The sequence below is a fragment of the Streptomyces lacaronensis genome, assembly GCF_047337785.1.
Taxonomy (GTDB): Bacteria; Actinomycetota; Actinomycetes; order Streptomycetales; family Streptomycetaceae; genus Streptomyces; species Streptomyces lycopersici.
The window spans coordinates 157,893-176,511 of sequence record NZ_JBLHDK010000003.1; the positions used below are offsets into that span (position 1 = coordinate 157,893).

Annotated in this window: 18 protein-coding genes and 5 pseudogenes; 10 read left to right on the forward strand and 13 right to left on the reverse strand. The window is 69.0% G+C overall.

Annotated elements, in window-relative coordinates:
* Positions 1-23 precede the first annotated feature (23 nt).
* Positions 24-590: a hypothetical protein gene (locus ACMTAK_RS01705; protein ID WP_413813263.1), complete on the forward strand. Its 567-nt coding sequence runs from the start codon at positions 24-26 to the stop codon at positions 588-590.
* Here the strand turns inward: ACMTAK_RS01705 and ACMTAK_RS01710 are convergent.
* A pseudogene (locus ACMTAK_RS01710) lies at positions 559-1,194 on the reverse strand (ISAzo13 family transposase); the annotation flags it as partial. The gene ACMTAK_RS01705 and the pseudogene ACMTAK_RS01710 overlap by 32 nt on opposite strands.
* On the opposite strand from ACMTAK_RS01710, the gene ACMTAK_RS01715 reads away from it, so the two are divergent.
* The gene (locus ACMTAK_RS01715; RefSeq protein ID WP_413813264.1) at positions 1,133-1,366 is read left to right on the forward strand and encodes a hypothetical protein; all 234 of its coding nucleotides are present in this window, start codon (positions 1,133-1,135) and stop codon (positions 1,364-1,366) included. The pseudogene ACMTAK_RS01710 and the gene ACMTAK_RS01715 overlap by 62 nt on opposite strands.
* On the opposite strand, the gene ACMTAK_RS01720 is transcribed toward ACMTAK_RS01715, so the two are convergent.
* The 5 genes and pseudogenes from ACMTAK_RS01720 to ACMTAK_RS01740 form a co-directional block, all read right to left on the reverse strand.
* Complete coding sequence (locus ACMTAK_RS01720; RefSeq protein ID WP_413804481.1) at positions 1,350-1,856, reverse strand: AAA family ATPase; 507 nt, start codon at positions 1,854-1,856, stop codon at positions 1,350-1,352. The two genes, ACMTAK_RS01715 and ACMTAK_RS01720, sit on opposite strands and share 17 nt — an antisense overlap.
* On the reverse strand, positions 1,816-2,091 hold the full coding sequence (locus tag ACMTAK_RS01725; RefSeq protein ID WP_413804482.1) for a hypothetical protein: 276 nt from the start codon (positions 2,089-2,091) through the stop codon (positions 1,816-1,818). Before ACMTAK_RS01725 ends, ACMTAK_RS01720 begins: the two co-directional genes overlap by 41 nt.
* Positions 2,088-3,700, reverse strand: a pseudogene (locus ACMTAK_RS01730) (transposase). The gene ACMTAK_RS01725 and the pseudogene ACMTAK_RS01730 overlap by 4 nt, the downstream one beginning before the upstream one ends.
* Before the next feature lie 164 nt (positions 3,701-3,864).
* Positions 3,865-5,061: an AAA family ATPase gene (locus tag ACMTAK_RS01735; RefSeq protein WP_413804483.1), complete on the reverse strand. Its 1,197-nt coding sequence runs from the start codon at positions 5,059-5,061 to the stop codon at positions 3,865-3,867.
* A 137-nt stretch (positions 5,062-5,198) separates the two neighbouring features.
* Positions 5,199-5,591 (reverse strand): annotated as a pseudogene (locus ACMTAK_RS01740) (cation transporter); the annotation flags it as partial.
* 132 nt (positions 5,592-5,723) lie between these two features.
* On the opposite strand from ACMTAK_RS01740, the gene ACMTAK_RS01745 reads away from it, so the two are divergent.
* Positions 5,724-6,359 carry a DUF4352 domain-containing protein gene (locus tag ACMTAK_RS01745; protein WP_413804484.1) on the forward strand — a complete coding sequence of 212 codons (636 nt, stop codon included), beginning with the start codon at positions 5,724-5,726 and terminating at the stop codon, positions 6,357-6,359.
* 15 nt (positions 6,360-6,374) lie between these two features.
* On the opposite strand, the pseudogene ACMTAK_RS01750 reads toward ACMTAK_RS01745, so the two are convergent.
* The 3 genes and pseudogenes from ACMTAK_RS01750 to ACMTAK_RS01760 form a co-directional block, all read right to left on the reverse strand.
* Positions 6,375-6,818 (reverse strand): annotated as a pseudogene (locus ACMTAK_RS01750) (IS5 family transposase); the annotation flags it as partial.
* Positions 6,819-7,239: 421 nt separating this feature from the next.
* Entirely contained in the window at positions 7,240-8,079 is an 840-nt protein-coding gene (locus ACMTAK_RS01755; protein WP_413804485.1) for an enoyl-CoA hydratase/isomerase family protein, read from the reverse strand.
* Positions 8,080-8,218: 139 nt separating this feature from the next.
* Complete coding sequence (locus tag ACMTAK_RS01760) at positions 8,219-9,433, reverse strand: IS110 family RNA-guided transposase (protein WP_413804486.1); 1,215 nt, start codon at positions 9,431-9,433, stop codon at positions 8,219-8,221.
* A 236-nt stretch (positions 9,434-9,669) separates the two neighbouring features.
* Here ACMTAK_RS01760 and ACMTAK_RS01765 point away from each other — a divergent pair, with 236 nt between their 5' ends.
* Positions 9,670-10,050 (forward strand): winged helix-turn-helix transcriptional regulator, encoded by a 381-nt coding sequence (locus tag ACMTAK_RS01765; protein ID WP_413804487.1) that lies wholly within the window; start codon positions 9,670-9,672, stop codon positions 10,048-10,050.
* Positions 10,051-10,092: 42 nt separating this feature from the next.
* Here ACMTAK_RS01765 and ACMTAK_RS01770 read toward each other — a convergent pair whose 3' ends face one another.
* Complete coding sequence (locus tag ACMTAK_RS01770) at positions 10,093-10,920, reverse strand: transposase (protein ID WP_413804488.1); 828 nt, start codon at positions 10,918-10,920, stop codon at positions 10,093-10,095.
* A 349-nt stretch (positions 10,921-11,269) separates the two neighbouring features.
* On the opposite strand from ACMTAK_RS01770, the gene ACMTAK_RS01775 reads away from it, so the two are divergent.
* The 4 genes from ACMTAK_RS01775 to ACMTAK_RS01790 all read left to right on the forward strand — a co-directional run bounded on the left by ACMTAK_RS01775 (position 11,270) and on the right by ACMTAK_RS01790 (position 13,198).
* Positions 11,270-11,734 carry a transposase family protein gene (locus ACMTAK_RS01775; protein WP_413812768.1) on the forward strand — a complete coding sequence of 155 codons (465 nt, stop codon included), beginning with the start codon at positions 11,270-11,272 and terminating at the stop codon, positions 11,732-11,734.
* A 548-nt stretch (positions 11,735-12,282) separates the two neighbouring features.
* Positions 12,283-12,579, forward strand: a complete 297-nt coding sequence (locus tag ACMTAK_RS01780) for a hypothetical protein (RefSeq protein WP_413804489.1) — start codon at positions 12,283-12,285, stop codon at positions 12,577-12,579.
* The gene (locus tag ACMTAK_RS01785) at positions 12,576-12,716 is read left to right on the forward strand and encodes a hypothetical protein (protein WP_413804490.1); all 141 of its coding nucleotides are present in this window, start codon (positions 12,576-12,578) and stop codon (positions 12,714-12,716) included. Before ACMTAK_RS01780 ends, ACMTAK_RS01785 begins: the two co-directional genes overlap by 4 nt.
* Positions 12,713-13,198 (forward strand): hypothetical protein, encoded by a 486-nt coding sequence (locus tag ACMTAK_RS01790; RefSeq protein ID WP_413804491.1) that lies wholly within the window; start codon positions 12,713-12,715, stop codon positions 13,196-13,198. The genes ACMTAK_RS01785 and ACMTAK_RS01790 overlap by 4 nt, the downstream gene beginning before the upstream one ends.
* A 102-nt stretch (positions 13,199-13,300) precedes the next feature.
* Here the strand turns inward: ACMTAK_RS01790 and ACMTAK_RS01795 are convergent, their stop codons facing one another.
* Positions 13,301-13,636 carry a hypothetical protein gene (locus ACMTAK_RS01795; RefSeq protein WP_413804492.1) on the reverse strand — a complete coding sequence of 112 codons (336 nt, stop codon included), beginning with the start codon at positions 13,634-13,636 and terminating at the stop codon, positions 13,301-13,303.
* Between the two features lie 835 nt (positions 13,637-14,471).
* The gene (locus tag ACMTAK_RS01800; protein ID WP_413804493.1) at positions 14,472-15,155 is read right to left on the reverse strand and encodes a TetR/AcrR family transcriptional regulator; all 684 of its coding nucleotides are present in this window, start codon (positions 15,153-15,155) and stop codon (positions 14,472-14,474) included.
* A gap of 164 nt (positions 15,156-15,319) precedes the next feature.
* Between ACMTAK_RS01800 and ACMTAK_RS01805 the strand changes: the two genes are divergently transcribed.
* Together ACMTAK_RS01805 and ACMTAK_RS01810 are read left to right on the forward strand one after the other, a co-directional pair.
* Entirely contained in the window at positions 15,320-16,822 is a 1,503-nt protein-coding gene (locus ACMTAK_RS01805) for a DHA2 family efflux MFS transporter permease subunit (RefSeq protein ID WP_413812769.1), read from the forward strand.
* Positions 16,823-16,865: 43 nt separating this feature from the next.
* Positions 16,866-17,450, forward strand: a pseudogene (locus ACMTAK_RS01810) (transposase family protein); the annotation flags it as partial.
* Here ACMTAK_RS01810 and ACMTAK_RS01815 read toward each other — a convergent pair.
* Positions 17,415-18,611: an IS110 family RNA-guided transposase gene (locus ACMTAK_RS01815; RefSeq protein ID WP_413804494.1), complete on the reverse strand. Its 1,197-nt coding sequence runs from the start codon at positions 18,609-18,611 to the stop codon at positions 17,415-17,417. The pseudogene ACMTAK_RS01810 and the gene ACMTAK_RS01815 sit on opposite strands and share 36 nt — an antisense overlap.
* Between the last annotated feature and the right edge of the window lie 8 nt (positions 18,612-18,619).

The following is an 18,619-nucleotide window of genomic DNA, read 5'->3' on the forward strand; positions in this document are numbered from 1 at the left end:
CAGGCCGACCTCACGAGCACTTCGTGCCGCATGTCCTGCACCAGGGCCGCTGGCGCCACGCCGGTGTCGCCCCGGAGCGGGTGCGGGTCCGGGTCTCCGAACCGGGCGCGCCCAACGGCTCCTGGCGGCGGTTCCTGGCCGGGCGGCGCGCCGGTCCCGGCGCCCCGGACATACTCGCCAGGGGCGTCACGAGAGGCTTGCAAGGCATACAAGTTGTCCCGGAGTCCGGCGGGTGGCACCCGCGTGTGACCGACTACCACCGCTGGAACCTCCTCGACCAGCAGCCCGAGCGCGCCAAACAGCTCGTCGTGACGGCGAGGACCCGGACAGACCGCGCTCCGGAGACCCCACGTACTCAGGGCCGATCCGCAGCTGGTCCTGACCTCGCCCTGGGCGCCACCCCCGAGGGCAGCTCGGAGGCGCTGACCGTCTGGCGGGCCGGGATTCCGGTGGTCGCCTGGGACGGCCGGACGATCCGGGACCCCGACTTCGTCCAGCAACTGAGACAAAAGCAGGCCGACGCCAACGGGTACCCGGCACGGCTCCGCGAAGCCGCGTCGATGTTCCGGGTGGGAAGTGGCAGACCGTGATCTCGAGTCCGCTTTCCAGGGCGAAGGCGGCGAGGTGCTTCTTCCATGTCCAGCGGCGGGGGTCATTGGAACCACCGCAGTCCGCGGTGATCAGCAGCCGGCCGGCGTCCGGGTGGTCCTTCCGCCCGCGCTGCTGCCACCAGCGGCGGATGGATTCCACCGCGAACTCGGCCGTGTCGTGGTCGGTCCCGACGTTGACCCAGCCGGTGTTGCGGGCGATGTCGTAGATCCCGTAGGGGATGACCACGGGCTGGTCACTGGTGATGAACGTGTGGCAATCCACACGGATGGGCGTCTTGCCCGGCCGCCAGATGCGGCCAGGCCGGTCGCGATTGCCGAGCCACTCCTTGGCCTTGGTGTCCACGCTGATCACCGGCTGGTTGTCTTCGAGGAAGGCCGCGGCAGTGGCGTTGATGTGCGTGAACTGAGCATCCCGGTCCGGATGACTGGCGCCTTCCGCGGTCTTGGCGGTGCCCTGCAGGCTGTATCCCAAGGCGTGCAGCAGCCGCCCCACGGTCGCCGCGCTGACCGGATGGCCCTGAGTGGTCAGCGTCGAGGCCAGGGACCGCAGCGAGAGCGTGGTCCAGCGCAACGGCGAGACCGGTTTCACCGGTGGTGCCCGGGCCGGGGTGCAGGGTGATCCTGCCGGACGGCGGATGGTGAGCGGCCAGAGCGGTGTGCGTGTGGATCGCGTCGTCGTCGCGGTCGATGACCACGGCGACCGGCGGTGGCACGGCGGACGGCATGGCGGCGTGGTGGTCAGGCAAGGCGGCTGAAGGCCCAGCGAAGCAGCTCCTGGTCCACGCGGGGGCGGCCGGTGCGGGCCAGGGCGGTGCGGGTGTGGGCGGTCAGCTGGGCCCAGGCGCGGAAGTTGCCGTGCGCGGCGTGGCTGTCGGCGAAGGAGATGTCGTCGGGGTCGGCGTCGGCCCAGAGCGGGTGGAACAAAGGGATGGCCTCGAGGACCTCGCTGGGAGTGAGGCGAGTGAAGTGCTGCCAGATGAAGATCCGGGAGGACAGCATCGGTTCACGGCGCAGCACGGTGTGGCAGCCCTCGCCGCCGACGAAGATGATCGCGAGCTGGGTTGAGGGTTCGTCCCACAGGTAGCGGAAGTATTCGAACGCCTCGCCGTTGAGCCACTGGGCCTCGTCCACCAGGAAGGTGCGGGGGCGTGCAGCCAGAGCGGTTTTCAGCAGGCGGTCGAACTCGCTGGGGTGGCGCGGGGGTTCACCGGCCAGGTCGAGCGCGGTGAACAGTTCGTAGCGCACCGCGCGGGCGGTGGGCCGAGCCCGGAGTGATCTTGCGGACGTCCTCGCCGGGTTCGAGTGCGCGCAGGCAGGTGTTGACGGCGAGGGTCTTGCCGAAGCCGGCGCCACCGTGACTGCACATCATGGCGCGGGCAGCGACGGTGTCGGTGATGTTCTCCCGAGCGGTGAGCAGGGCGCGGGTGGTGACCACGGACGCATCGGGCAGGTCGACGTACTGGTAGGTGGCCGCGGTCACGAGGCGTCTCCGTCTTCGTCGGTGGTGGGAAGTACTGCCCGCCCGTCGAGGCCGTCCGGGGCGGAAGCGCGATCGAGGCCGGACGGGTACGGGACGGGCGGGCCTGGCGTGGTCAGCGCGGCCAGGGAAGCAGGGGTGCGCCAGTGGGCCGGGGGCGCGGCGGGCGGGATGAGGTCCGGCAGCCCGAGCTGCGCGAGGTCGGTGTCGGCAGTCCGGGCGAGTTCGGCCTCGGCCTGCGCGGTGGTCATCGCGCCGATCCGCTGAGGTGCCTCGGGCTGGTTCACGGCGGCGTAGCGCTCGCGCTGGGAAGCCTCCAGGTCCTTCTTCAGACGGCGGGAGCGAGCGGCCCGTGCCCGCCGAACGGCGCTGACCTGTTCCTTGGTGGCCTGATCGGCCAGGTCCGCAGGACCCAGGTAGCGGCCGGTGGCCGCGTGGTACACCTCGATCCGGTGATCGTGGTGAGGCATGAAGCGGATACGGACCTGGATCCCGGTCTGGCCGGTCATCCACGGCCCCCTATAATCGCGCTTTTTATAACGGATGCCGCGGGTGGTCAGCGTGCGGGTGCCGGCGTCCTCCAGGGTGAACGTCCACAGATCCGCGGCCGGCACGTCCCGCAGCGGAGTGGGATCGTCCTGCCATGCCTCAAGCGGAGTCTTGCCACGCAACGGCGCGGGCTGATGTTCGGTGTTCCACCAGCGCGTCCAGGCCAGCAGCCGGGCCGTGAAGTCCTCGAAGCCGAGGAGCACTTCGTCCTTCGGGCGGGAAGCACGCTTACCGGGGCGCGGCTGGCGGGCGTAGCCGGGCAGCGCGGCCAGGAACATGCTCTCCACCGCCCGGTTCAGTCCCTCCACGGTGCCCTTGAGGTGAGGGGTGTAGGCGGGCAGGTCCTCCACCGTCACGTCCAGGAGATCGAACGCGGCGGTCACCGTCCGGGACAGAAAGTCTTTGCCACGGTCCACCCGCACCTTCTCGGGCAGGCCACCGAACGGACCGTAGGGGTCCTCGTGCAGGACCGCGGAGCGCAGCGCGGAAAGCACCGATTCCCGCGACGGATCTCCCGGCGTGACCGCGACACCGGTGATCGCGTTCGTCGCGCAGTCGGTGAACCAGGTGATCCACGGCCTGCGGGCCTTGCCGTCGACATCGACCAGCACCGGGGCCTGGACGTGGTCGGTCTCCCACACCTGGTTGCGCCAGCCGCGCGGCCGGGCGAGGAACACATCATGCTTGCGTGCCGCCCGCTCCCCTCCCGCGAGCCCTGCCCGCTCCCCCGGCGTCAGATCACGGCGGATCGCCCGGTGCAGCGTCGTCAGCGACGGTGCGTCCACGGGCGGGGACTGACGGGCAGCACGCACGACCAGTTCGCGGTGGACCGCCCGCACGTTCCCCTTCCACAGTGCCAACAGGCTCCGGACTTCGGGCGTGATCGTGAACCTCGCATCAACTCGGGAGCGTGCGCCGGGGTAGGCGGTTGCGGTCTCATCGCTCTGAGCGGCGGCCAGCCATCGCCACACCGTGCGCTCCGACACCCCAGCGCGGCTGCAGCCACTCGTACGTGTCCTGCTGTCAGCTTCTTCCCTGCCCGTAGTGCGAGCAGCCGCCGCACCGCCAGACCGCGCAGCGCCGTCCTCGACGCCGCAGGCAATCCGCCACCTGCACGGACGGCGCCTCGGTCCTCCATGTCAGCTCCCCTCGCGCGGTTGGACGTCGTGTGCTTGCCGGTGGCCGGGAGCATGCGATCACCCTCCTGTCCGTGCATGAGCGCCCCGGTCACAGCGGCGGCGCGACCCGCTTAAACAGCCGCCTCAGCAAAGCCCGGTCGACGGATGCGTCAGCAGTGGTGAGCAACGCGTTCTGCAGGTGTGCAGTCAAAGCGGCCCACGTGCGAAACGTGCCGTGCGCGCACGACTGGTCGATCCACGTCAGATGCGGGGACGGGACGGTGCGCCACAGCGGATGGAAGCCAGTCACCGCGGGCATCACTTCCGCTGCGTCCAGGCGTGGAACCTCCTGCCACGCGCCGATGCGCGAGGCCAGCTGCGGCAGCCGGGACAGCGCCCGCTCGCTGCCCGCCCCGACCAGCACCAGCGTGATCCGCGTGCCGGGGTGGTCCCACAGGCTCTGCAGGTACTCCAGGCACGGCGCGGACAGGCGCTGCGCCTCATCGACCACCAGCACCCGCGCCTCACCCAAAGCTTCCACGACCGCGGCGTCGGCCAGCGCCGACGTGTGCGGGAAGCGGCCCGGCAGCGCCAGAGCGTCGAACACCGCCCGCCTCATGCCGGCCACCGACGGGCGCACCGGTACCGGCACCCACGTCACCTTCCAGCCCGGAGGCACTTCGCCAAGCGCCATCCGCACGGCCGCGGTCTTGCCCCGGCCCGCGTCGCCGAACACACACACCGCGCCCTCCGTCGCCACCGCCCGCACCGACGACGTCCGCACCAGCTGCGCGCCCGCCGGCAACGCCACACCCGCCGGCGCGCCGCTCTCCCCCACCGGCAAGCCGCTGGTCGCCTCTGGCCCGAGACGCGGTGGCGCAGACGTCTTCACCGCGCCGCCCCCCTGCGGCCCGGCCAGGGCGAGGTCAGCCAGGGCCTGCCGCGTTTGCTGCTCATCCCGCTCCCGCCGCACCACCGCGCGGTCCGGCAGGACCCTTCCGGCCTGAAGGTCCCGGCGCACCACCCGGTGCAACGACGCCAGCGAGGGCACCTCGCCGCCGGCCTCCTTCATATGCCGGTGCAGCGCCGCCACATTCCCGCCCGCCTGCGCCAGCACCTCCCACGCCTGGTCCGACAGCTCCAGCCGGGCCCGCGGCCTGCGCTCCATGCGGCCCTCCGCCCGCGCGGCCTCCAACCAGCGCCACACCGTGCGCGCATTTACCCCGCTGACCTGGGCGCCCGCACGCACGTGCGCCGTCGTCAACGCCCCGGCCGCATCCAGCTCCAGCAGCCGCGCAACCAGCACCGGCCTGGACACCCTCAGCCCCGCCGTGACCTCACACCACGCGCCCGGCTCCCCCACCCCACACCCTTCCGCCCGCGGAAACCGTCACCGACCACCGTGCCGCCGCGCAGCCCTCGGAAGGATCAGAAGTGCCGTTCTCAAAACAGTGGAGCGGAGTGGGGTGTACCGCCCCATGACAGCCGCGGCCGCCGCACGCACCGCCCCACGGCAGTGACCCCGCCCTTACTCAGCACCCCACCAGCGAAAACGCCCAGTTCTGACGTGCCGTCACTGACACCCACCCACTGACACCAACCCGGCACATCGCACTTCACCGCTGCGGCCGCGATGATCAGAGCGGCGATCGGGTCGGCCCAGGACCAGCCGAGGGTGGCGTTGAGGACCAGACCGACCAGCAGAACGCCGGAGAGGCAGGTGCACAGGAGGGTTTGTTTGGAGTCGGCAACCGCGCTTGCGGAGCCGAGTTCGCGTCCGGCCCTGCGCTGGACGGCGGACAGGAAGGGCATGATCGCCAGGGACAGGGCGGCGAGCCTAGTGCAGTTCGGTTACAGAACGGCCGTTCCCCGCACCACCGATCTGTACAAGAATTTCAGGCATCGACACACTGACCTGGATGAGTTGTCATACTCACCTGGTCCATCGGGAATGTACGGGGGGATTCCATGCGCCGTTCCATCGCGGCTGCCGCCGCAGTCGTCACGCTCACCGCCACCCTTGTGGCATGCGGGGGGTCGGACGGGGGCAGCGACAAGGCCGGGCCCACGGGGCCCACGAAGGGCGCCGGCTCCAGCAGCACCGCCCAGCCGGCCGGCGAGCAGTCGCCCGGCGCCACCGCCGGCAGCACGCAGGCGCCGGCCGGCAAGCTCGGCGACACCCTCAAGCTGGTGGGGATGGAAGGCAGCCTGAACGGCACGGGCACGATCGAGGCCGACTTCACGCTGGAGAAGTTCGAGAACCACGCCAAGTCGGCGATCGGCGCACTCGAACCGGCCGCCGGGAACCGCCTCGTGGCCGCCAAGTTCACCATCGTCGAGACCGGCACCGGCACCTACCAAGACTCCGGGTATGCGGAGGCGATGGTCTTCGACGCGAACGGGCAGGGATATCAGGGCAAGCCCGGAACCCCCACCGTCGGCAAGTCCCTTGGCGGCCTCCAACTGATCGTCAAGCCGGGTCAGCGGGTCTCCGGCTGGATCGTCTTCGAGGTGCCGAAGGACGCGAAGATCACGTCCGTGACGTACCTGATGGAAAAGGTCGGGCCGGACCCCGAGCGCACGGGCAAGTGGACCCTCGACTAGGCAGTTTCGTTTGGATCATCGGGCGGACCAGAGGAAGATGCCGGCGATGTGGAGTCCGGCCAGGTAGATGGTGGCTGTCTTCTCGTAGCGGGTGGCGATGCCTCGCCACTGCTTGAGGCGGTTGATGCACCGCTCGACGGTATTGCGCTGCTTGCAGGTCTCGCGATCGAAGGCCGGTGGTCTGCCGCCTCGGCTGCCGCGTCGCAGTCGGTGGCCGCGTTGGTCCGCCGGAACGGGGATCGCGGCCCGGATACCGCGTCGGCGCAGGTGCTCGCGGATCGCGCGGGACGAATACGCCCTGTCCGCCAGGACCACGTCCGGCCTGGTGCGCGGCCGGCCCCGTCGGCGGGGAACACGCAGGCGGGCCATGACCTCGGTGAAGGCGGGTACATCGCCTGCCTGTCCGGCAGTGAGGACGAAAGCCAGAGGCCGACAGCCGGCATCGGCAGCCAGGTGGATCTAAGAGGGCAATAAGTTCGACTATAGGCCTTTCAGGCGTTGAGTGCTCTTTGTGTGATTTATCGAGGATCTATCCATGGCTCGATGCCGTGACGTTGCATGCCCCCGGCCGATAGCGTGGCGGAAGTTGTCGGCGTGGTCGGGCGCTCCGGGGACGTACGGCCCGAAGGCAGTCGGCACGGCATGCCTCGGTCTGAACGCCGCCCGGCCGATGGCACCTGCTCCCGCAGCTTCGATCGCCTGTCCCGGGGCCGACGGCACCGCCCGTATGTTCAGCACGACCTAGCCGTTTGGCTTTGAAGCTCTGCTCAAGGTCTTTCGCGGCGTCGCCGTCAGGTACGAGAAGACCGCCGCCTCCCACGAAGCGACGGTCACACTCAAACCGTTCCCGCACTGAGCGGGGTCCGCTTGAAGAGGGCCCCTACACGAGCTTGTCGAGAATGGCCTCGAGATCGCGCTCCCCGTCGCGGGTATGCGCGCCGGCGGCCAGTGCGGCCTTGGTGAAGCGGCCCGCAGCGGGCTTGCCGAGAAGCTGGCCCAGAAGCTCGTTCTCCCTTACCAGGCCGTGAGCGGTCGACTCCAGCGCGGCGTCGACCGCTTCGACCGCGGCGCGAGCGACACCAGGCTGCAGAGCGGCGATACGGGCCGCGAGAGTGTCGACGACGTGGTCCAGCTCGGCGCCCGGCACGGCCCGGTTCACCCATCCGTACCGTTCCGCGGTCGCCGCATCGATCAACTGCCCACCCAAGATGATCTCCAGCGCGCGTGCGCGGCCCACGAGACCGGGCAGGTATGCGGTGCCTCCCGCGCCGGGGATGATCGCTGCCGCAGTCTCGATCTGCGCCAGACCGGCGTGCTCCAGGGAAGCGAACCGCATGTCCATTGCCGACAGCAGTTCCGCACCGCCACCGCGCGCCAGCCCGCGCACCTTGGCAATGGTGATCTGCGGCAGCGACCTGACGCGTTCGTGGAGCCGCATCATCGGGTTCAGGGACTGGTCGGCCTCGGGGGCGATCGGGAGTGCCGCGAACGCCGCGGGATCGTCGGCGAACGTCATGTCGCCATGCGCGATGAAGAAGTCCGGGTCCGCGCTGTTGAAGACGATCACCCGGACGTCGTCGTTACCGGACATCGAGGCCGCGAACCGGTCCAGGTCGAGCATGAGGGTGGCGTCCAGCAAGTTGAGCGGAGGGTGGTCGATGACGACTTGCGCCACACCGCCGTTGATGGAGACCTGGATAGCCGAGTATTCGCCGGTCATGGATCCTGCTTTCACTGGTCGAGCAAGGCAGTGTCTTCTGTATACCTAGTAGGCGCTATATACTTCAACGAAATCAGGTATCGCGAAGGAGATTCCCAATGGTGAAGTCAAGTCCTCAGGGTGACGGGCCGTGAGGGATTCATGCCGCTACGGCAACGGTGTGGGACGCGCCGACCTCGAAGGTCCGGTGGTCGCGTATGAGGGCCCAGAGCACGTTGAGACGGCGCCTGGCCAGCGCGAGGAGGGCCTGCTTGTGGGACTTCCCCTCGGATCGTTTGCGCTGGTAGAAGGCTTTGGACTCCGGGCAGCTGTAGGCAGCGACCTGGGCGGAGAGGTAGAACATCCGCAGGAGCCTGCGGCTGTAGCGCCGCGGCCGACGCAGGTTGCCGCTGATCTTCCCGGAGTCGCGGGGGACAGGGGCGAGCCCGGCGACGCCGGCGAGCCGGTCGGGGCTGCCGAAGGCGGTCATGTCGCCGCCGGTGGCGGCGATGAACTCCGCTCCCAGCATGTTGCCGATGCCGGGCAGGCTGGTGATCACTTTGGCGTCGGGATGCTCGCGAAACCGGCCCTCGATCAGGGCTTCGATCTCCGCGATCTCCTGGTCGAGGGCCATCACCTCCCTGGCCAGGGTGTGGACCATCTTCGCGGCGGTCTTCTCCCCGGGGACAGCGGTGAACTGGGCCTCGGCGGCGGTGACGGCGGCTTCTGCGGCCCCTCTGGCGTGGTTGCCCACGCGGACGCCGTGGTTCTTCAGCCAGGTGGCCAGCCGGGCCCGGCCGATCCGGCGCAGGGCGGCGGGGGTCTGGTAGCCGGTCAGCAAGATGAGCGCGGTCTTGGAGACGCTGTAGTCGAAGGCGCGCTCCAGGGCGGGGAAGTACTCAAGCATCTGCGCGCGGAGCCGGTTGACCGCTCTCGTGCGGTCGGCCGAAAGGTCCATGCGCCGGGCGGTGAGGATCTTCAGGTCGATGGCGATCTCGCTGGTCTCCAGCAACGGTTGCAGATCGCGCCGCATGCGCGCCTGGTCAGCGATGACGAAGGCGTCCTTCGCGTCCGTCTTACCGCTGCCGCGGTAGGCGGCGGAGGCATGGTGCACGGTCCGGCCGGGGATGTAGAGCAGCTTCTGCCCGTGGTTGACCAGCAGGGCGATCCACAATGCGGCCCCGCCAGCGTTCAGGTCGACCGCCCATGTGACCAGGCCGCCGTCAGCCAGCTCCAGGACGTCCCCGAGCAGTTCCAGCAGTTCGGTTTCGTTGTTCGGCACCCGGCGCGAGAGCACCTTCGTGCCGTCGGCGTTGATCACGGTGCAGTGGTGCTCGGCCTTGCCCGCGTCCGTCCCCGCCCACAGTTCCGGCACTGGGTCTCCCTTCGTCGTGCTTACGTGCTCTCCCAGCAGACGACCTCGCCGACGTGTCCATACAAGCGATTCAGTTCGCGCATCCCAATCAGCGGCCGAGTCGTCGCGGGGCACCGGGCGGCCAATCTCCTTCAGCCACGAGAGCGGCAACAGCATGACAGCCACACCCGGCGCCCCTGGGCGTCCGGATCTTACGAGTGACCCGAATCAACCCACGAAGAAAGGTATGGACCGGCGTGAGTGGACTGGACTTCGACAGCGGCGGTCGCCGTCTGCTCGACCAGCTTTTCGACAAGTGGTCCCTGCTGGTGTTGGAGGCACTGTGCGACCGCCCCCGGCGCTTCAATGAGCTTCGCCAGCATCTGCCTGCCATCACGCCGAAGTCACTGACCACATGCCTGCGGCGGCTCGAGCGCAACGGGGTGATCGAACGGCTGGTCGTCTCCACGGACCCGGTGGCGATCGAATACCGCATCACTGACCTGGGCCGGAGCCTTGAGTCACCCCTGCAAGCGATGTTGAGGTGGGTCGTCGATCACCTCGATGCGGTGGAAGCCGCCCGATCCGACTACGACGAGCGACGTACGCGCAGCGAAGAAACCCCCGGCGCGGCGTAACACAGGACGGCGCCGGGGCCGCCGGTCATCACCCCGGGCCGGTCACCGAACGCAGCTTCGGCCCGACAGGTTCCGGGAATGTCTGGTCGGGCTCGTCGAGAAGTAAGAGGCGGTACGCGAGTTGAAGCTAGTTTTGCTCTTTCGGCTGGGGCAAGCGGGCTGGTCGCGGGCTCGCTGGGCGGCTATGGCCGCGGCTGGGTGAACGCCGCCATGATCTGCTGGTATGCCGGATGGTCCGGCAGCTTCGCGGGCGGTTGCGGATCGGGCAGCTCCAGCAGTGTCTTGCGGGTGATCCGGAAACCCCTGGTCCACCAGGGCTTTCTTCACGGTGCCCGGCTCGGTGCCGGCGATCACCCTGTCCAGCAACGCGATGCCGGCGGCGTTGTCGTGGATGGAGGCTGCCAGGACCACCACCGCGATCACCAGGCCCAACACGTCAACGGCCAGTCCCCGCTTGCGACCTGGCACCTTCTTGTTCGCGTCCCGTCCGGTCGTGTCGGCCGGGACGCCAGCGGCGGCGTGCAGGCTCTGGGTGTCGAGCACCGCCAGGCTGGGGTCGGCTAATCGGCCCCTCTTCTCCCGCACCTGCCAGCGCGGCAAGTCGTGGGTGGTCTGGTCGGTGCCGTCGTCGCGCCACGTGTAGAAGTAGTACTTCACGGCGCCGGCGGGCGGCAGGTCGTGGGGGAGGTAGTCCCAGTGGCAGCCGGTGCGCGACTGGTACAGCAGCGCGTTGACGATCTCCCGCATGTCGTAGTTGCCCTGGTGGCCGCTGGTGGAGCGGTGTCGGGCCTTCCAGACGATGATCACAGGCTCGATCAGGGCCCAGCGCTCGTCGGATAAGTCGCTCTTGTAGGACTGGCGGTCGCTCACGGGGGACACTCCAGCACGGCCGGGCCCTCTGGCCAGCGCCGATACTGCGAACCCATACGTTCCAGTGACGACAGATACGACATAACGTCACATACCCGTCCTCTGAAGGCAATACGGTCCAGGTGGCGGATCCTGCCGCCCGGGAGGATCACGGTGATCGTCCTGGCCGTGCTGCGCCACGACCAGCGCCTGGCCGACATGGCCGGCGGCAACAACGTGTCCGAGTCCACCGTCCGCCGCTGGCGCGACGAGCTGATCACCCTCCTCGCCGCGCAGGCCCCGCGCCCTGAAGAAGATCGCCAAGCAGGGCGGGGAGGTAGTCCTGATCGACGGCACCCTCATCCCCACCCTGCGCCGCACAGGAAAAGCCGACCGACGAAACTACTCCGGCAAACACCGCCATCACGGCCTGCACTTCCTCGCCCTGACCGACGAGAAAGGCCGCCTGATCTGGATATCCGCCGCCCGACCCGGCCGCACCCACGACAACACCGCCGCCCGCCACGACCACATTCTGGCCCACCTGCGCGCCGCCGGTCTCGGCGCACTGGCGGACCTCGGCTTCCGCGGCCTGGACAAAGACGTACACGACCCCGTGATCGTCACCGGCTTCACAGCCACCCGCGCTCACAAGCTCACCCCCGGCCAGAAGACCGCCAACCGCGTCCTCGCCACCGGACGCGCACCGGTCGAACACGGATTCGCCCACCTCAAGAACTGGCGGACCCTCACCAAACTCCGCACCGACCCCGCCCGCGCCACCCACCTCCTGCGCGCCCTCCTCGTTCTGACGCACCTCGAAGTCAACCGCTGACGGATGATCTACTCCGCAGACTGTCGCCCACGACCAGCGTGAGTACCCCGTGAACTGGTCACACCAGCTCTTTGACCTGCGATCTCAAGTTGGCGGAGGCTCGCTGGAGTGCACCCCCAACGACCTCATCGAGGTCGACACCACCCCCATCGAGCGGCCCGTCACCCCGCCTCGGCCGAAACAACGGGACTGCATCACCTGCGGCGGGCCGCTCGGCTATCTCGACCGGCAGCACTGCTGCCGGTGCTGGCGCCGCATGGCAGAACAGGCAGCGAAGGCGACATGCCCGTCCTGCGGCAAAGACCGCGTGCTCCAGCCGGACACCGGCCAGTGCATCACCTGCTCCCGCGTCTGCGGACACTGCGGCCATCCCATCCGCTCGCCCCAGAACCGCCTGTGCCGGGAATGCCGCCGCCGCGGCGACCGGCTCGCAGTCCAGCAACCCTGTCCCCGCTGCGGCAAGCCGGGCTATCCCGTGAGACGACCGGGTGGTGCGGCCATTGCTCCCGGCCCCGGCCGGGCAAACAGCCGCCGCAAGTCTGCCGAGAATGCGGAGCCCTTCGCCGGCACGCCGGTCTGGGACTCCGCTCGGCCTGCTGCAGAAGCACCCCGACCGCCCCTTCGTCCACGGCGAACATCTCCGCGAGCGGCTCACCGACCCGCCCGCGTGGCCCGACGACCTCGTCGCGCATGTCACCGCCCGCAACTGTGTCGCCCGGGCCTGCGGGTTCATCACCCGCCTGGACCGGCTTCTGCATGACGGCCAGCCCCACTCGCCCCAGGCTCTTCCGGAACCGTCGCGCAGGCCCGCGCGGTCGATGGGCTCCTTCGCCCCGCGCGCTTGAGGACCTCGTTCACCCAGCGCGGCCTGGCCCTGCCCACCGACCGGGCCGAACGGCTCGCAGCCGGACGGCGCAAACGCCGCATCGACGCCGTCCCCGAACCCCTCAGACCAGCCGTCATCGCCTTCGATACCACGTGAACCATCGCGGCAAGGACGACTGGGCGCTGGTGGACGTGCACGACATCGAAGCATTCCCGGCCCCCTTGCCCAAGGGCCGCAAGCGGCGGCTGACCGTGCTGCGTCAGTTCTTCCGCTTCGCCCGCTCGCAGCACATCGTGCTGGTCGACCCGACTCGCACCCTGACCGCCAAGGAGCCCAGCGGCTTCCGCGGCCGGACTCTCACCCTGGATCAGCAGCGGCCCTTTTCCGCCGCTGGACCACCGACCAGCACTTCCACCCACACGAAGCCCTGGCGGCCGAGACTGACACCAGCGAGCCGGAGGGCGCGGGCGTACTGCCGGCCGAGGCAGGCGGATACGGATTCTGGGACGCCGAAGCAGAGGCCGGGCAATGGTGAACACGACGGCTGGCAGTTCCCCGTCAACAGCCGAGGTGGCCGCCCGGCACCGCGGCGAGCCCTGCCGGTGTCGGCGCCCCAGAGGCGCAGCAGCAGTCGGTGACCACCTGGAACGGTTTCCATGCCTTCGCCACCATGCCCGTGCCAGCTCCTCCCCCACGCGAAGCGCCACCTCGCAAGCCTCGGGGAATGCCTGGCCTACCACTCACGGTTCGTCACCGTGCGCACCCCGGCCATCGACACCCTCGCCAAGAACGTGCGCACCCTGATGATCCTCGGCCGCCACCAGGCAGTCACCGCACGGCCGTCCCCTATCGTCACCGGGCCCGCCGGCGCCGGGAAAACCACCGCCCTGCTCCAGGTCGGCCGCGCCTGCCACCTCGCCCACACCCGCCGCCACGGCGCCACAGCCACAGCTGGGCAGGTCCCCGTCGCCTACGTCCTGGTCCCGCCCGCCGCCAGCGCCAAGACGCTGGCCACCGAGTTCGCCCGCCACCTCGGCATCCCCGTCGCCGCAGGCATGTCCCAGGTCCAGATTCACCAACTCTGTCTGTCACACCTACACCGCCGCCAAAGTCCAGCTCGTGATGATCGACGAAGTCCACCGGCTCAACCCCCGCACCACCACCGGCGCCCAGAGTGCCGACCTGCTCAAAGACCTCACCGAACGCATCGGCGCCACCTTCGTCTACGCCGGCATCGACGTCACCGCCACCCCCCCCTGTTCACCGGAGTACGCGGCGCTCAGGTCGCCGGACGCGCCTCCCTCATCGACTGCGCCGCCTTCCCCGCCCGCCTCGGCGACCCAGAGCCCTTCCGCGACCTCATCACCGCGGTGGAAGCCGCACTCGACCTGCGCCACCACCGGCCCGGGCCCCTCCCCCAACTGCCCCCTACCTGCACCAGCGCACCGCCGGCCGCATCGGCAGCCTCGCCCCCCTCATCCGCCAGGCCGCCATCACCGCCCTCATCGACGGCACCGAACGCATCACCAAAACCACCCTCGAAACCATCCGCCTGGACCACCTCGCAGAACAGCACTACCGACCCCACAACCGCCCCCGGAGGAGCATCAGCACCCCGTGACACTACCGGACCCCAGGACAAGCGCCCGAACAACCAAACCGAACACACCACCAGGCCACGCCAATCACACCCGAAACGCAACCACTCCCCCAGCTCCAACTCTCAGCCAAAAGACGGGACACCAGAACAGAGCAGCCGAGCCCCCGAAGATCACTACTCAGTCACAGCCGCCCGTGAAGCCGCCGCAGATATCCCCTGGCCCCGGGGCAGACGAAACGCGGGCGGTGCTGGCTGGGCCACTCGGACGGCTCGCGTACCTCCGGCGGGGGCCGCACCTTCGGTGGCGAGGTTTAGCTGGTGGTGGCCGGCGCGTGGAACGCCGAGGTGAGCAGAGTGATCAGTCGTTCGGCCTCAGCGGCATTCGTCATAGCCTCTGCGTCGCCACGTGGATGGAGATCGGCGAGGGCACCTGACTGGTAGAGGCCCAACAGGCCGACCATGGAACGGTAACGGAACCCGACCTCATCTGGATGCAGTTGGGGAAGCGCGGTTTGCAGGGCTTCGAGGTATCGGCCCTCCACGGGACCGACCTCCGTCCCAAAGATCCGCCGGATGGCCGGGTCGTGCTCGGAGATCACACGACCGAGGAACCGGGCGACGTCCGTGCCGCGGTCACCGCTCTGCTCCACGAGGCGTGCGCCGGTCAGGATGAAAATGCGCACCAGCTCTTCCACGCTGGGCTGGTGACCGGAGGCGCGCAGTTCCTCCAACAGGCGCAGGCGCTCACCGTTGACGGCGGCCATCGCGCGCTCGACAACTGCACGCAGCAGCCCTTCCTTGGAGCCGAAGTGGTAGTTCACCGCCGCCACGTTGGCGTCGGCCGCGACCGTCACCGCCCGCAGTGAAGTGGCGGCGAAGCCATGCTCGCCGAAGAGCCGCTCTGCGGCATCCAGGAGGCGATCCCGAGTGGAGGCGGGGCGGGACTGGCCCGCGGGTGGGTGGGATCGGCTCGCGGCGGGACGGGTCTCGTTCATTCCGCCAAATTAAAGCGAACGCTTGATTCAAGCAAGGCGGGTATGGTGCAATTTAAACGGCCGTTTGAAACGTTCGTTTGAGTGGAGTGATCGTCGTGCAGCAGTCCCCGGCTCCCCCAGCCGTGCGGCCCGGGGCCGCCCATCGGACCGCCGTACTCGCGGTGATGTGCCTCGCGCTCGCCGTCGTGGTCGGCATGCTCGCCTCGCTCTTGGTAGCCGTGCCCGACATGGCGCGCGATCTGCGAGCCACCGAGTCGGAGCTGCAATGGATCATGAATGCGTACGGGGTGACCTTCGCCGGCCTACTACTCCTGGGTGGTGCGCTCGGTGACCGCTACGGCCGCAAGGGGGTCCTGCTCACGGGTCTCATCATCTTTGCTCTGGCTTCGGGCACCGTTGTCTGGACCGACGACGTGAACCTGGTCATCGTTCTGCGCGGTCTGGCGGGCGTTGGCGCGGCCCTGGTCATGCCGATGACCCTGTCGATCACCCTCCACGTCTACCCACCCGATGAGCGCGGCCGGGCAGTCGGCATCTGGTCCGGTGTGAGCTTCGGGTCTGCACTGCTGGCCGTACTGATGGCTGGCGGCCTTCTGGAGGCATACACCTGGCGTTCGGTGTTCGCGGCGAATGCCGGGCTCGCCACGCTCGCTTTGGTGGTCGCGGCTATCCTTGCGCCCACCTCGAAGAACGCCGAATCGGTACGGCTTGACGCGATGGGCGGGCTGCTGTCCGTCGTGGGCGTCGGGGCGCTGGTCTTCGGCATCGTGGAGGGGCCGGAAAGCGGCTGGTCCGACAGAGCGGTGCTCGCGGGTTTCACAGTGGGCGCCACTGGTCTCGCGGCGTTCATCGGCTGGGAGTTGAGGAGCGCGCAGCCACTGCTCGACGTACGGGTGTTTCGGATACGAGGCGTTGCCGCCGGTTCGCTTGTGATCATCACCGAGTCGATCGCGATGTTCGGCTTCTTTTTCCTCGGTCTCCAGTATCTGCAGCAGATCCTCGACTACTCGCCTATGCGCTCCGGGCTCGCCCTGATCGCGATGGCCGCCGGTGCGATGGTGTTTTCACCCGCTGCCCCCTCACTCGCCCAACGGTGCGGCTCACGTGCCGTGATGGTTCTGGGCATGGTTTTGATCGCCGCCGGCCTGGGGCTACTGGCAACCACCGTAGACGGGGGAGGCATCTGGCCCTTCCTCGGCAGTACCACCCTGCTCGGCGCGGGAATCGCCTTCGCCGCAACCCCGGCTACGGAGGCCATCGTCACCACGCTACCGGCCGAGAAGCAGGGAGTAGCTTCCGCGCTGAACGACCTCACCCGCGAACTGGGCGGAGTCCTCGGTATCGCCGTCCTCGGCAGCGTCTTCAACACCACCTACCGCTCCGAGACGGGCGACGCGGTGCGCGGCCTGTCCCCCGAGGCGGCGGAAGCAACCCGCGGATCGCTGACCGGCGCGCTGCGTACGGCGGCGGAACTCGGTGGACGGCCAGGCGCCCGCCTGGCCGACGCGGCCCGCGAGGCATTCGACTCCGGCATGGCCAACGCCCTGCTCGGGGGCATCGCCATCGTCGTACTCGGCGCCGTCGCGGCAGTGACACTGAGCCTCTTCCAACCTGCCAGCGGCGAACACGAGTTGGACACGTCCACAGAACAAAGAGGCTCCTGGTAGACGAGTTGTCGACCAAGATCAACTGTCGTTCCAGGAGCTCCGCGTGCTTGTTTACCCGTCGGCGACGGACCTGTCCACCGCGCACCTGCGCTACCTCAGCCGGGAACTGGCGGCACGACGCCGGGAGATCGGCAGCCGGCAGCCGCTGGCTCCGGGGCGCCAAGCTCTGCTCGCCCTGGCCCACCTGCAGTGTCGCGACACCTACGCGCAGCTCGCGACCGGATTCCGCATAGGGATCGCCACCGTGTACCACTATGTCCACGAAGCGGTCAAAGTCCTGGCCGCGCTCGCGCCGACGCCCGCCGAAGCGATGGTGACGGCCGGCACGAAGGCGTACATGATCGTGGACGGCACCGTGCTGCCGATCGACCGGATCGCCGCCGACCGGCCCTACTACTCCGGCAAGAAGCGGCACCACGGTATGAACGTCCAGGTCCTCACCGACCCGTTCGGACGGCTACTGTGGGCCTCGCCCGCACTGCCCGGCGCCACCCACGACCTGACGGCGGCACGGGAGCACGGCATCATCGACGCACTCGCCGATGTCGACCTCAAGGCATACGCGGACAAGACACCCCATGCAGTTATGGGGTCAAGCAGCTGTTGCGAGCGAGGACGGCTCAGGACGGGTGAAGGCGATTGCTTCATCGAATCTCTGGCGGTCGGTCAGGCAGTGGTGGAGCTGTCCGAGCATGCGGTTGAACAGATGGCGGAGGGCAGCGTGGTAGCGGTCGCCGGTGTCGCGTCGCCGGATGTAGTGGGCGTGAGCCCCGGGTGAGGCGGTCAGTGCGGAGAACGCCCAGTGCCGCCCACTCGCGGCCAGACGACTGTTCTTGATGCGGCGATGGGTGACGCGGCGGCTCTTGCCTGATTGGCGAGTGATGGGGGCGCTTCCGGCATAGGCTTTCAGATCCCGGGCCTGGGCGAAGCGGGTTCGGTCGTCACCGATCTCAGCGAGTATCCGGGCGCCGGTGAGCGTGGCCAAGCCGGGGAAGCTCGTGATGATCTCCGCGTCGGGATGCTGCAGAAACAGTTCCTCGGTGTCGTGGGCGAGGTCGTCGCATGCCCAGCAGGCCGCGTCGAGCTGGGCGAGGAGGGCGAGCGTCTGCTGTCCCATCGCTTTCTCAACAAGGGCCGGCCGGCGAAGCCAGGTCCGGCGAAACATCTCAAGGAGCCGGTCGGTCCCGGCCTCGATCCGGCGCTGACGGCCGGCCCTCGTCACGGCTGCCCTGAGCCGAGTGCGGGTCAGCCGGGCGCTCTCGGCCGGAGTGGGTGCGATCGCCAGGATCGCGCGGGCCTCCCGACACAGCAGCCGCTCACGTTTGTCGGCGAACGCTTGGAGGACCGCGGGGTAGTACTCGCGCAGGTGTGATCGGAGCCGGTTATGGGCGCGGGTGCGGTCCCAAACCGCGTCCTGCTGGGCCCGCGCCAGCACGGCGATCGCTCTGACCAGTTCGGAGTCGCTCGGCAGCGGCCGGTGGAGCTCGGCATCGGTCCGCAGGATGTTCGCCAGCACGACTGCGTCCTGGTGGTCGGACTTCTTGCGGGAGACGACGTGCCGGTCGCGGTAGCGGGCGACGGCCATCGGATTGATCGCGTAGACCTTCCGGCACGAGGCCCGTAGGCAGGCCACGAGGAGTCCGCGGAACGTCTCGATCGCCACCGGGATCGGATCGTCCAGGTTGTCGCCGTGCTCGGCCAGCAGCCGCAGCAGGCTCTGGAAGCCCGCCGCGTCGTCGCTGATCCTGAGCTTGCCGAGCAGTCGGGCGTCGGAGTCGACCACGCCCACGTCGTGGT

Coding starts and splice junctions, on each gene's coding strand:
- ACMTAK_RS01800 (WP_413804493.1), bottom strand. CDS start 15,155: ATGAACGAGACCCGTCCCGCCGCGAGCCGATCCCACCCACCCGCGGGC.
- ACMTAK_RS01755 (WP_413804485.1), bottom strand. CDS start 8,079: ATGACCGGCGAATACTCGGCTATCCAGGTCTCCATCAACGGCGGTGTG.
- ACMTAK_RS01780 (WP_413804489.1), top strand. CDS start 12,283: ATGCGGAGCCCTTCGCCGGCACGCCGGTCTGGGACTCCGCTCGGCCTG.
- ACMTAK_RS01745 (WP_413804484.1), top strand. CDS start 5,724: ATGCGCCGTTCCATCGCGGCTGCCGCCGCAGTCGTCACGCTCACCGCC.
- ACMTAK_RS01805 (WP_413812769.1), top strand. CDS start 15,320: ATGTGCCTCGCGCTCGCCGTCGTGGTCGGCATGCTCGCCTCGCTCTTG.